The sequence below is a fragment of the Clostridium perfringens genome (assembly GCF_016027375.1).
GTDB lineage: Bacteria > Bacillota > Clostridia > Clostridiales > Clostridiaceae > Sarcina > Sarcina perfringens.
In genome coordinates, this window is the sequence record NZ_CP065681.1 from 3,157,219 (window position 1) to 3,170,944 (window position 13,726).

Genomic DNA, 13,726 nt, shown 5'->3' on the forward strand with positions numbered 1-13,726 from the left:
AAAATAAGCTTTAAATTCTTCTAGAACTTTTTAATTACTATTACTATTTTAATTACATAAGTGGAGCAAATACTCTTATTATAGACCTTAAAATTCTAGTAGGAACTTTAACCTTAGCACAATCTTCTAAAGTTATTCTTTGACATTTTTCTAAAGTTTTTAAGAAATCATCTTTTATCTGTCCTACAGATTTAGTTTTATATAGCCAAACTCCACATTCAAAATGAAGATATAAACTTCTATAATCCATATTAATAGTACCTACTATTCCTATTTCATCATCAGAGACAAAGGTCTTTGAGTGAATAAATCCTGGAGTATATTCATATATCTTAACACCAGATTCTATAAGCTGAGGATAATAGGCCCTTGTAACTATATGAGCATACCATTTGTCCTCAATGTGAGGAGTAACTATTCTAACATCTATTCCACTTTTAGCAGCAAGAGTAAGCGCTGTAACAAGCTCATTATCAATAATAAGGTATGGAGTATTTATATAAACATAGTCCTTTGCCTTATTTATAATATTTAAATATACATTTTCCCCTACTATTTCATCATCTAAAGGACTATCTCCATAGGGCTGAACATATCCATCACTTTCAAATTCATCTTCATGATGAAAATATGGGTAATATTTTTCATACTGCTCTTTTCTTTCACTATAGAAATTCCATATTTGAAGAAACATAACTGTTAAATTCCAAACAGCATCCCCCTTTATCATTATGGAGGCATCCTTCCAATGTCCAAATCTAACAATTTCATTTATGTATTCATCAGCTAAGTTTATTCCCCCAGTAAACCCAGTATGCCCATCTATAACAGTTATTTTTCTATGATCACGGTTATTCATTCTTAAGGATAAAAGGGGTACAAAAGGATTAAACACCATACATTTAATTCCCTTAGCCTCTAAAACTTCATTATATTTATATGGTAAAGTACCTAAACACCCCATATCATCATAAACGAATCTAACCTCTACCCCTTCTTTAACCTTTTCCTCTAATATTTCTAAAATAGAGTCCCACATAACACCTTCATGTACTATGAAATATTCCATAAATATGTAATGCTTTGCTTTTTTCAACTCTTCTTTTAATCTTTCAAAAAACACTTCTCCAGGAGATAAATACTCTGTTGTAGTATTTTTATATACTGGAAACTGAGAGTAATCAGCTATGTACCTTGATTGATTAGCTATACTTTTATCTTGTTCTTCTAACTCATCTAAAACTTTTCTATCATTATATAATAAATGTGCTGTTTCATCATAAGAAGCTTTTATTTGTTTTCTAAACTTTTTGCTTGTCTTATTTCCACCAAATATTAAATAAAATAATCCTCCAAAGACAGGAACTAATAATACAGGAACCGCCCATGCTAATTTATAGGATGGATTATCTTTTCTACTAACAATATAAATAAATACTACTATACTAATAAAGATAAACAGAAAATATACATATATGAAATCTTCGCTTACTTTCCATATTGCCCCCATAAGTATAACAAACTGTATGAATATAAGAAATCCAACTATAAATGCTCTACTTAGTAGTTTTTTCAGAAATTTTTCCATTTAATCCTCCTTAACTTTATCAATCCAATTTACCTCTTTAATTTTTTATATTAAAAAAATCTTCTTAATTCTTTTAAGAAATGAGATACTAAATAAATTAATGTCTAATATTAATTTAAACCAGATTTAATTCTAATAGTAAAACTATTATCTCTAATCTCCTACATAATATTAGTCCATTAACTCCCATCCCTTTATAGCTACCTTATAATAGAGCCATCTAGGTGTAAACTTGCTAACAAAATATAAAAATTTATTACAAAATCCAGGAATAACTATTACCTTTAATTTCTTATTTATATTTTTCAAACTTATTTCCACCACTTCTTTTGTACTCATCCATCTTACAAAACCTTTATTTTGCAATTTACTCTCTTCCATGTTTAACTTACTATGAAAATCTGTTCTAGTAAATCCAGGACAAAGGCATTGAACCTTTATATTATTCTCTAAAAGTTCCATGGCTAAACATTGAGTAAAACTTATTAAGAAAGCCTTTGTTGAACAATACATTGCTGAACTTGGAAATACGTTAAATCCAGCCATAGAGCTAACATTTATTATGTATCCCTTATTATTTTCTTTCATCTTCTTGCTTAAGCTATGACAAAGTTTCATAGTAACTAACATATGAACCTTTGCCATATCATACTGCTTACTATACTCATCCCTTGTAAAGGAATCATCAGCTCCATATCCTGCATTATTCACTAAAAATTCTATGTTATCTTTTTTCTCTAATCTTTTTATAAAATCATCAAGTTTATTATCATCAGTTAAATCTAAAATTTCTACATGTGTCTTAACCTTAAAATTATTCTCTATCTCTTCTGCAACAGTTTTAATTTTTTCAACTCTTCTACCTACTAATATTAAATCATATCCTTTTTTAGCTAGTTGAAAAGCATATTCCTTCCCTATTCCACTAGTTGCTCCAGTAATTACAGCAATCTTACCTAACTCATTCATTTTACTCCCCCTTATATTCCACAAATAATTAAACTATTTTTTAATAACCGCCTAACAAATTCTAAATATCAAATTTAAAATAATAATTTATTTTAAATATTTATTTTCTTATACCTTTTTACTTAACACAAGATTTTTATCATCATACTAATAAATATATATAATAGTTCCTTTAAGTACTTACTATAAAATATCATTTATTTAATTAATTTTGAAGTGATTTATATTAATTTCTTAAGAATATATTTTACCATATAATTAAAAAGCTAGAACCTAAAATTTAATATTTTAGTTCTAGCTTTTAATAATTATTTTTTATAAAAAGTTTCACATTCAGTTGAAGTAGATGTTGTAGCTTCTGGTCCAAAAACTTGTATATCAGTAGAAGTACAAGTCATTCCAACATTATATGTACAATTCATAGCATAGCATTTTATTTTATGATCTACATCTTCCTGACTATCTAGTGCTTGCATTATTGTTCCAGCATAATTAGTATTAAATGCACTTTTAATTGCATTAACAAAGGTTCTTGGTGCAAAGGTATTGCAACAGGTTTCTTGTTTATTCTCTGCACTCTCTCCATCAACTTCAATAGTCAAAGCTGAACACATTCCATTAACATAGTTAACACAATTATGAGCTGAACATGCTAATCTTGTCATATTCAAATCCTCCTCAAAATATTATTTGAGGTTATTTTTTGTATTTATATTAAATTTATACTATAAAACTATATTAATCTAATAATTTTAAATAAAAAAAGAAGCACTCGATGGTATCAGTCATCAAGTACTTTTTCATCTTGGAATCAGTTGCCATTTGATTCTACTTATATTATTTCATAAGCACTATCTAATATACACTATTTTCTTTTACTTGTCATAAAAATATTGTTAACTTTTTGTTAACTATATATTTTTATAGATTTTATTTAATATAATTTATTTTTATCTTCATTTTATTTTAAAATATTTACATTTTTAAACTCTCAATCTTTTATTAACATTTTATTAACAATTAAACTTCTTTAAAATCTACTCATTTTTCCATTTAAGATTATAATATTTTATCTAACTTTATAACCTTTCAAAATTTATATTTTTAATTAATAAAAATATAAACCAAAAAATTTTTATATTAAACAACAAAAACATACTCTCATAAATATTTAAGTAATGAGAGTATGTTTTCATAAAAAAATAGGTAGAATAATCTACCTATTTTTATAATCAGTTATAAAATTATTTTACAACTTCAACTTTTACTATGTTAGTGTTTCCTTCGTTAGCTGGTACACCTGCAACAACTACAGCAGTGTCATTAGCTTTAACGAATCCAGCATTTTTAGCTATTTCAACAGCGTTTTCCATTGTAGCATTTTCAGCAACAACTGGGTAAACTCCGAAGCATAAAGCAACTTTCTTAGCAACTCTTTCATTTGGAGTTACAGTAACGATTGGTGCATCTGGTCTGCATTGAGATATTCTCTTAGCAGTAGCTCCTGATTGAGTTAATGAAACTATAGCAGCTGATTTTAACTCGTGTGCAGCATTACAAGCAGCTCTTGAGATAACTCCTGGTACAGCTGGTATATGTTTTTTAGCTTTTGATGAAGCTAATTCGTAGCTTAACATTTCTTCTGATTTAGTAGCTATTTTAACCATAGTTTCAACAGCTTCTACTGGCCAGCTTCCGTTAGCTGACTCACCACTTAACATGATAGCATCAGTACCATCTAAGATAGCGTTAGTTACGTCTGAAACCTCAGCTCTTGTTGGTCTTGGGTTTCTCATCATTGAGTCTAACATTTGAGTAGCAGTTATAACTGGTTTTCCAGCATTGTTACATTTTTCGATGATCATTTTTTGAACTGAAGGAACGTCTTCCATTGGTATTTCAACACCAAGGTCTCCTCTAGCTACCATGATACCGTCTGAAGCTTCGATGATAGCATCTATGTTATCAACACCTTCTTGGTTTTCGATTTTTGAGAATATTTGTATATCAGCTCCACCGTTAGCAATTAATACTTCTCTTATAGCTTTAACGTCTTCTGCTTTTCTTATGAATGAAGCAGCAACCATGTTAACGCCCATTTCACAACCGAATATTAAGTCAGCTCTATCTTTATCAGTCATAGCTGGTAATTTTATTGATACTCCAGGAACGTTAACTCCTTTGTGAGTTCCAACTAATCCAGTGTTTCTTACTACACATTTAACAGCGTTTCCTTCTACAGATACAACTTCTAATCCAACTAAACCGTCGTCTATTAAGATAGTATCTCCAGCTTTAACGTCTTTAGCTAATCCAGCATATGTAACTGAACACTTAGTAGTGTCTCCTATTACGTCTTCTGCTCCAGCATATATAGTAAATTCAGTTCCAGCAGTTAATTCAACTTTGCTTGGCTCGAATTTTCCAGTTCTTATTTCAGGTCCTTTAGTATCTAATAATATAGCTACTTCTTTACCTAATTTTTTTGATATTTCTCTTACTTTAACCATTCTTCCTTTATGTTCTTCATGGTCACCATGTGAGAAATTGTGTCTTGAAGCGTTCATACCTGCTTCGATTATTTTTGTTAAGATTTCTTCGTTTTCACTAGCTGGTCCGATAGTGCATACTAATTTTGTTCTTCTCATTTAAAAAACACTCCCTCGTAAAAAAATTAACCCTAAGTTTAAAATATATAATAAATAATAAATTTAAAAAATTTATTATGTCATTAACTCAAATTATTTGTTTATAGCGTTAGCCATTTCGTAAAGACTTTCGTCAAAGCTTCTTTCTATATCTAAAGCTTCATCTATATCCATATCGAATATTCTATTTTCTTTAATTCCTATAACTTTTGAAGTTTTTCCTTCTAATAAAACTTCTACAGCTTTAGCTCCCATTCTTGATGCTAATACTATATCATCAGCAGTTGGTGATCCACCTCTTTGGATGTGACCTAAAATTGTAGCTCTAGTTTCTATACCAGTTACAGATTCTATTTCTTTAGCTAATTCAGCTGATCCTCCAACTCCTTCAGCAACAACTATTATGCTGTGAGTTTTTCCATTTGTTCTACCTTCTAAGATAGTTTTGATTAATTCATCTTTATCAAATGGCATTTCTGGAACTATTATAGCTTCTGCTCCACCTGCGATACCAGCATATAAAGCAAGGTCTCCACAGTTTCTTCCCATAACTTCTACGATAGATACTCTTTCGTGTGAAGTTGATGTATCTCTTAATTTGTTTATAGCATCTACTACTGTGTTTAATGCAGTATCAAATCCTATAGTGTAATCTGTGTAAGATAAGTCGTTATCGATTGTTCCTGGTAATCCAACAGTCTTAACTCCTAATTTTGAAAGAAGTTTAGCTCCCATGAATGATCCATCTCCACCTATAACTACTAAAGCTTCAACACCGTAAGCTTTTAATATTTGTGCAGCTTTTTCTCTTACTTCTTCTTGTTTGAATTCTAAACATCTAGCAGTTCTTAAGATTGTACCACCTCTGTTTATGATTTCTGAAACAGATTTTCTATCCATTTTGAATAGTTCTCCATTTATTAATCCAGCGTATCCTCTTTGAACTCCCATTACTTCAAGTCCATGGTGTAAAGCCATTCTTGTAACCGCTCTTAAGGCAGCGTTCATTCCTGGTGCATCTCCACCACTTGTTAAAACAGCAATCTTTTTCATAATATTTTCCTCCTCTACACCACTTGGGACAAACTAAGTCCCAACAGTGTCAAATATTACCCACATTTTTAAGATATTATTTATATATGTTAAATGTTTATCAATTTTAAACTATTTTAAATTTTATTCTAATTTAAATTTTATCAAAAATTTAAATACCCTATGCAACTTTATTAATACTATTCTACCACAATTAATTGTACTTAAAGTAGTGCTTATTTTCAACCTTTTTGTGTAGAATTAAAGAAAAAAACTCGATATATGATAATTTTTTCAATTATTATTATGCTCTAAAATCTTTTTAATATTTAATTAAATATAAAAAATTCTAAGTTAAATTTCACTATATCTCATCCTTAAAACAAATCATAAATTTTAATATAATAAATTTATGCACTTATTTTAAAAAAATTTTATTTTTTTAATTTTAAGAAAATTTACAAATTAATTTTAGCACTTTTTAAAAAAAAGTCCACTTTTAAAAAGACTGTTACTAGTGCTTCATTTAAAATATCTCCCTCAAACTCAATAAGTAATCGTTAATACCCATTCTATTAAAAAAATATTTTATACTCTAGTTTTCCTTCTAAAGTGGACATTCATTTCCTATTTTATTTAGTTTTAACAAATTTTAAGTTTAATATTATAAGATTAATTTTTAAATTTCACTCTTTATAAAAACACTTAAACTTTTCTTTCATCTCTGAATTATAATATTAACCTTCAACTACTTTTACATTTCCTTCTCCAAATTTGCTAATTAAAAAGTCTATTACATCTGTATCTAAATCAACCCACATATCTCTGTTTAATCTAAAAGATGCTTTTTCCTTTGCTGCAAATATATAAACTGGAGAATCACCTTTATATTGTGATAATAAAACTCTTAAAGGCTTAACTATCATATTAGCTTTTTCTCTATCTTCAACCTTTATATACACCTTTGAAGAATTTATTAATTCTAGTGGTTGTATATCTTCACAAAGTATTTTTGGCTCCTCATCTTCCTTTAGAGAAACTCTTCCCCTTATTAAAACAAAGGAGTCCTCATTTACTAGTGCATTACATTTTTCTAAGGTTTTAGGGAAGATAACACATTCTAAATAGCCAGTTAAGTCCTCTACTTTTGCAAATGCCATAAGAGTATTATTTCTAGTTACCTTTCTAGAAACATTAGTAAGAATTCCTCCTATAATAACTCTAGTTCCATCAGTTAAAGAACTGTCTAAGACTAAATCTTCTAATTCAACATTTTTTTGCTCATTTAAATTCTTTTGAGCTTCTATTATTTTTTCTATAGTTATTGATGTTTGCTCCTTTAAAGGCTTTTCATAATCATCTAGTGGATGACCACTCATATAAAGTCCTGTCATTTCCTTTTCCATAGCAAGCATATATTTCTTGTTGAATTCCTTTATGTTTGGGTATCTTATTTCTAAGTTTGATTCACTTTCCTCTTGAAGTGCTCCAAACAATGACATTTGTCCATCTATGTTTTTCTTTCTCTGAGAATATACCCCATCCATTATTTTTTCAAAAACAGATAGTAATTGTGATCTATAAACCTTTAAGCTATCAAATGTACCAGCTTTTATTAAACTTTCTACTGATCTTTTATTTACAATACTTAAGTCTATTTTATTGCAAAAATCCATAAGGGAAATGAATCTACCCTTTTCATCCCTTGATTTAGCTATGTTTTCTACAACATTTACCCCTACATTTTTTATAGCTCCCATACCAAATCTTATAGTATCACCCTTAACTGTAAACTTAGTATAACTCTCGTTTATATCTGGTGGTAATACCTGAATTCCAAGCTTTTCTGCACTTCTTATATATTCAGATACCTTATCACTGTTACCCATAACAGAGTTAAGCATAGCAGCTAAAAACTCTACTGGATAATATCTCATAAGATAAGCTGTCTGGAATCCTATTACGGCATAAGCAGCAGCATGACTTTTGTTAAATGCATAGGATGCAAAGTCCATCATAGAGTCAAATATTTTATTAGCAGCCTCAGCTGAAATACCATTTCTTAAGCAACCTGGAACCTCTATATTTCCATTTTCATCTTCAATTCCATATATAAAGTTCTTTCTCTCTTCTTCCATGACCTTATGCTTTTTCTTAGACATAGCTCTTCTAACAAGGTCACTTCTTCCCATGGAATATCCTGCTAATTTTCTAACAATCTCCATAACCTGCTCTTGGTAAACCATAACTCCATAGGTTACATTTAATATGTTTTCAAGTTCAGGAACTATATATTCTACTGACTTTGGATCCCTTTTACCACTTATATATCTTGGTATTTCTGCCATAGGACCTGGTCTATATAATGATATTCCCGCTATGATATCCTCTAAACAGTCTGGCTTAAGTTCTTTCATGAAAGATGTCATTCCTGCTGACTCTAACTGGAATACCCCTACTGTATTTCCTTCACCAATCATTTTATAAACTTCTTTATCATCAAAGTCTAAATTATCTAAATCTATTTCTACTCCTCTGTTATACTTGATCATATCCACAGCATCACGCATAACAGTTAAGGTTCTAAGACCTAAGAAGTCCATTTTTAATAAACCAAGTTCCTCAAGGGTTGTCATATCAAATTGAGTTACAATGGATTCATCATTTTTTTGAAGTGGAACATACTCAACTAAAGGCTGAGAAGCTATAACTACTCCCGCAGCGTGAGTTGATGAATGTCTTGGAAGCCCTTCTAGCCTTCTACTTACATCAATAAGTTCTTTTACTCTCTCTTCAGTATCATATATTGTTTTAAGCTCTGGATTTAAATCTAAAGCCTTATCTATTGTTACCCCAAGAACTGTAGGTATTTGTTTAGCTATTCTATCAACCTCTGCATAAGTGTAATTCATAGCTCTACCTACGTCCCTAATACACGCTCTCGCTGCCATTGTTCCAAAAGTTATAATCTGTGATACATTATCGTGACCATACTTTTCAACAACATAGTCTATAACCCTTTGTCTTCCCTCATAACAGAAGTCAGAATCTATATCTGGCATACTTACTCTCTCTGGATTTAAGAACAATTAGTGTTTATCTACAAGCTCTTTATCTTGTACTCTGGAAGTTTCCTTCATTTTAATCAAGTAGTCATTTCTACTTCAGTTTGGACTATATCATCATATTGAATACATTCTTTTTCCTATGCATATATAATTTAGCATCGGTATACATTAACTTATATAAATTCAAAATCGAATTCTTTTCGTATATTTTAACATACCAACACTCATGAAACTTTCTAGAATCTTTAACTATTTTTGCTTTTATACTTTTTTGATTTAATAAATTTGATAATTGCTTAGCCATGTTTATTGATCCTGTAGATATACTAACATTTAAATATTTATACTCCTTAATATCTCCATTAGACAGTTTATTCTTTGTTGTATTTATATACACACTTCCATCACCATCAAATATTCCTCGTATAAAATCACCAATAAAGCTTTCTTCTACATTCAACAAAAATACATCTTTACTTTTTCTTTCAGTAATACCTATTTTCTGTATAAACTCAACATCATATTTATTTGTGGTTATAAAACTATAGCTTATTTTTGCATCTTTGAATTTTTTACTCTTATATTCATATATCTTTTTATTTAAGCAATAGCTCTTATTTAAAAACTTAATTATCTCTAAGTCTGTTGATGTTATTGTTATTTTGAATCTTTTACAATGTTTATCATAACTTAAACATCCATCTGAAATTATTAAGCCTAATATATAAGCACTAATTTCATTTATACCTTTATCAAATATACTTAAATCTTCAATTTTTCTTAAAGTTGTATTGTGTGAATTTGCACAACTTTTTGAACAAAACCTTTGCCCTTTTTTTCTAGTTAAAAATTCTTTTGAACACTTTTCACATATATACTTATGCATAGATTCCTCCAAAATAAAAGTCTTACTTATATTTTGGTTTGCTAAATATATTTATATTCAATATGTCGGGCACTCGTGGAAAAGATTATTGCTTAGCTACTCACTTTTCTAGTCTCTGAACCTTTCTAGTACTTTTCTGCTATTCCTAGACTCGGCTGCTGATTGGCATATCTTTCGACTTAGCTTCCCAGCAATTCACCCGATTTAAACAGCGCATCTTAATTTACGCTCGAAGAGTAAGCTGTATTTCATAGGGTCTATTTTTGTTATTCCTAAGGTATAGGCAACTAAGGCTCCAGCTGCTGATCCTCTTCCTGGACCAGTTGGTATCCCATTATCATTGGCATACTTAATGAAATCCCACACTATTAAGAAGTAATCAACATATCCCATTTGCTTGATTACTCCAAGCTCATATTCAAGCCTTTCTATATCTTCTTTTACTTTTTCATTATTCTCACCAATTTCATAAACCTTATCTATATCATATATTCCCTTTTCCTTAAGAGGCTTAAGTTCTTCTAATCTATCTATAAGACCATCAAAGCAAGTCTTTCTTAGATATTCAAAAGGCTCTACCCCTTCTGGAAGTGGGAACTTTGGAAGCTTTGAAACATGGAATTCATAATCAAAATTACATTCTTCTGCAATCTTTAATGTGTTTTCTAAAGCTTCTGGAACGTAATCAAACATATCCCACATTTCCTCTGGTGATTTTAAATAGAATTGATCAGAAGGGTATCTTCTTCTATTTGGATCATCCACAGTTTTTCCAGTTTGTATGCACATAAGTATGTCATGTGCCTTTGAATCTTCCTGATTTATATAGTGAACATCATTAGTTGCAACTAAAGGAATATTAAGTTCTTTAGCTAACTGTATATTTACCTCATTAACCTTTTTTTGCTCTTCTATTCCATGGTTTTGAAGTTCTAAGTAAAATCCATCCTTAAATGTATCTCTATAGAATATTGCAGCTTCTCTCGCTTTATCTATATTTCCATTTAAAATAGCTTTTTGAACTTCTCCTCCAAGACAAGCACTTAGGGCTATTATTCCCTCTGAATGTTCTTTTAAATATTCTCTATCAATTCTTGGTTTATAATAAAAGCCTTCAATAGATGCTACAGAAACAATTTTCATAAGGTTCTCATATCCCTTTTCATTCTTAACAAGAAGAACTAAGTGATATGTTTTATTATCTTCATCATTGCTCTTTATCTTTCTAGACTTAGGCACAACATAAACTTCACATCCTAAGATAGGTTTTATTCCTTCTGCCTTAGCTTCTTTATATAAGTCAACACATCCATACATAACACCATGGTCAGTTAATGCTATACTTTCCATTCCAAGTTCCTTTGCCCTTTTAATAAGTGGCTTTATTTTTCCAGAACCATCAAGCAAACTATACCCAGAGTGTAGATGCAAGTGACAAAACTTCTTATCCTCCATTTCCTTCACATCCTTTCATCTAATATTGTTTCTATAAAATATTTTTAATCATATATAAAATGCTATTTTTTAAGTTTAAATCTTAAAAATAATCTCTATTTTTTTATTAAAGTAAACACTTAAAAATTATGTTTTAAATTAAGTGTAATATATTAATTTTACCATATTAAAGAGAAATACACTAAGAAAACTTTATTGTATTAATTCTAATTATTAACCTCTCAAGGAAAAATAATCTTTTTATACAAACATATCTAAATTACCATATTAATTGATTTATACTAGAACTTTACTTAAATTAATTTCTTAAAATTAATCAATTTAAATAGTTAGCTAAATTAAAATTTAAACTAAATTAAGCCTATATTAAAAATAAAATTTTAATATAGGCTTAATTTCTTATTTAAAACTATTTTTTGCTGAATCTATAGATTCTTGAACTTTAACTCTAGCATCATATGCAGATTTTTCAATGTCTTTCATTGCACCAATAAACTCATCTTTAGGCATTGCTAATATTTTATTTCTGTTAGCGTCTAAATCACTTTTAACAGTGCTTATAGACATTTTTAAATTATCTATGCTTTCAACTATCTTTCTATTTGCATCATTAACTTTTCCATCTGATGGAGAAACTTTGCTGTTAAGTTCATTTTTTAGATTTGTAAGTTCAGTATCTAGGTTTTTATAATATTTTTCATATTCTTCATAAGTTGCTTGCTTAGTATCCTCTGTTACCTTTGAAAAATCATATTCTGTACCTAAATTTACATCACCAATATAAGTTTTTATTTTTTCTTCTAGCATTGTTTTATATTCTGCTGGAGTAGTTGCTGATAGTCCTGAGTTCTCTGTCATTTCATTAGTCTTCTTTGTACATCCAACCATACCTATAATTCCAAAGATCATTACTCCTACTAAAAGCCAAATTGTCTTTTTAAAATTTCTTGCCATATTAATACCTCCACTTAAAATAATATTTTTTCAAAATTATCTTCCCCATAAAAACAAATTAATATTATTCAATTTGGTAGGTATTTTTTTGCATAAAAAAACTTTTAAGTTTTTTAACAGCAAATTTAATATTCGCTGTTAAAATAATTACTTAAAAGATTTTAAAAACTCTGCTAGAAGTTGCCTGTTCTAAGCTCTTCAGCTATTTTTTCAATTTTTCTTAATCTATGATTTACTCCTGATTTTCCAACTGGTGGTTCAAGCATTTCACCAAGCTCCTTTAAGGATTCCTCAGGATAAGTTAATCTAAGCTCTGCAACTTCTCTTAAATTCTTAGGAAGCCTTGCAAGACCTATTTCTCTTTCTATAAGCTTTATACTCTCAACCTGTCTAACCGCTGCATTTACAGTCTTACTAAGGTTTGCAGTTTCACAGTTTACAAGTCTATTTACATTATTCCTCATCTCTTTCATGATTCTAATGTTTTCAAGTTCTAAAAGTGCAGTGTGAGCTCCTATTATATTTAATAAATCTACTATTTGCTCTCCCTCTTTTATATAAACTATATAACTATTTTTTCTTTGTATCACCTTAGCTTTTAAACCAAAAGTATTAATTAGCTTTCCTAGATCCTCTGCATATTCTTGAGAGTGAGTAACAAACTCTAAATGGTAAGTTTTTTCTGGATTACTTATACTTCCTCCACCAATGAAGGCTCCTCTAATATAAGCTTTTTTCTTTTCTTCTGTATCAACTAAATTCTCATCTATATGATAGTCTAGTGACATTATTCCATCTATCTCTCTTAATATACCTGTTATTTCAAGTAATTTTTTTACTCCCATTTCTTCAGTTACAACAACCATATAAATATTATTTTTCTTTAAGGAATTACTTTTTTTAACCATAAGCTTTGCATGTATGTCGAAGTAATCCTTTAATATAGTAAACATCAATCTTGCAGATGCAGGATTTTCTGTTGTCATTTTGAAGCTTATTTGTCTACCACTAAAAGCAAGTGTACCGCATACTTTCATGATAGCTGATATTTGAGCAAGAGCTTCCTCTTTTGATATATCAATATATCTACATATTTCTCCCTTTACTTTTGCTGAAAATGACATGG

Annotated in this window: 8 protein-coding genes and 2 pseudogenes; all 10 read right to left on the reverse strand. The window is 29.3% G+C overall.

All coding sequences use genetic code 11. The features are described 5' to 3' along the window. Positions 1–52 precede the first annotated feature (52 nt). Positions 53–1,588: a cardiolipin synthase gene (cls, locus tag I6G60_RS14610; protein WP_057230510.1), complete on the reverse strand. Its 1,536-nt coding sequence runs from the start codon at positions 1,586–1,588 to the stop codon at positions 53–55. A 171-nt stretch (positions 1,589–1,759) separates the two neighbouring features. Further along, positions 1,760–2,557, reverse strand: coding sequence for an SDR family NAD(P)-dependent oxidoreductase (locus I6G60_RS14615; protein ID WP_011590152.1), 798 nt, complete (start codon positions 2,555–2,557; stop codon positions 1,760–1,762). A 308-nt stretch (positions 2,558–2,865) separates the two neighbouring features. Next, positions 2,866–3,222: a DUF1540 domain-containing protein gene (locus tag I6G60_RS14620; protein ID WP_003479007.1), complete on the reverse strand. Its 357-nt coding sequence runs from the start codon at positions 3,220–3,222 to the stop codon at positions 2,866–2,868. A gap of 579 nt (positions 3,223–3,801) precedes the next feature. Next, entirely contained in the window at positions 3,802–5,205 is a 1,404-nt protein-coding gene (pyk, locus tag I6G60_RS14625) for a pyruvate kinase (protein ID WP_011590151.1), read from the reverse strand. A gap of 93 nt (positions 5,206–5,298) precedes the next feature. Then, positions 5,299–6,258, reverse strand: a complete 960-nt coding sequence (gene pfkA, locus I6G60_RS14630; RefSeq protein ID WP_003455617.1) for a 6-phosphofructokinase — start codon at positions 6,256–6,258, stop codon at positions 5,299–5,301. Positions 6,259–6,974: 716 nt separating this feature from the next. Beyond that, positions 6,975–9,323: pseudogene (dnaE, locus tag I6G60_RS14635) on the reverse strand (DNA polymerase III subunit alpha); the annotation flags it as partial. An 88-nt stretch (positions 9,324–9,411) separates the two neighbouring features. After that, a complete protein-coding gene (locus tag I6G60_RS14640) occupies positions 9,412–10,191 on the reverse strand; it encodes an LAGLIDADG family homing endonuclease (protein WP_004457554.1) in 780 nt (259 codons plus the stop codon). Between the two features lie 219 nt (positions 10,192–10,410). Further along, positions 10,411–11,646, reverse strand: a pseudogene (gene dnaE, locus I6G60_RS14645) (DNA polymerase III subunit alpha); the annotation flags it as partial. A gap of 399 nt (positions 11,647–12,045) precedes the next feature. Beyond that, positions 12,046–12,600 (reverse strand): hypothetical protein, encoded by a 555-nt coding sequence (locus tag I6G60_RS14650; protein WP_011590150.1) that lies wholly within the window; start codon positions 12,598–12,600, stop codon positions 12,046–12,048. A 173-nt stretch (positions 12,601–12,773) separates the two neighbouring features. After that, positions 12,774–13,724: a DNA-binding protein WhiA gene (gene whiA, locus I6G60_RS14655; RefSeq protein WP_003457993.1), complete on the reverse strand. Its 951-nt coding sequence runs from the start codon at positions 13,722–13,724 to the stop codon at positions 12,774–12,776. Positions 13,725–13,726: the final 2 nt, after the last annotated feature.

What these genes read in the sequence shown, in the direction of transcription:
- cls (WP_057230510.1), bottom strand. Translation starts at nt 1,588, where the DNA reads ATGGAAAAATTTCTGAAAAAACTACTAAGTAGAGCATTTATAGTTGGA.
- I6G60_RS14615 (WP_011590152.1), bottom strand. Translation starts at nt 2,557, where the DNA reads ATGAATGAGTTAGGTAAGATTGCTGTAATTACTGGAGCAACTAGTGGA.
- I6G60_RS14620 (WP_003479007.1), bottom strand. Translation starts at nt 3,222, where the DNA reads ATGACAAGATTAGCATGTTCAGCTCATAATTGTGTTAACTATGTTAAT.
- pyk (WP_011590151.1), bottom strand. Translation starts at nt 5,205, where the DNA reads ATGAGAAGAACAAAATTAGTATGCACTATCGGACCAGCTAGTGAAAAC.
- pfkA (WP_003455617.1), bottom strand. Translation starts at nt 6,258, where the DNA reads ATGAAAAAGATTGCTGTTTTAACAAGTGGTGGAGATGCACCAGGAATG.
- I6G60_RS14640 (WP_004457554.1), bottom strand. Translation starts at nt 10,191, where the DNA reads ATGCATAAGTATATATGTGAAAAGTGTTCAAAAGAATTTTTAACTAGA.
- I6G60_RS14650 (WP_011590150.1), bottom strand. Translation starts at nt 12,600, where the DNA reads ATGGCAAGAAATTTTAAAAAGACAATTTGGCTTTTAGTAGGAGTAATG.
- whiA (WP_003457993.1), bottom strand. Translation starts at nt 13,724, where the DNA reads ATGTCATTTTCAGCAAAAGTAAAGGGAGAAATATGTAGATATATTGAT.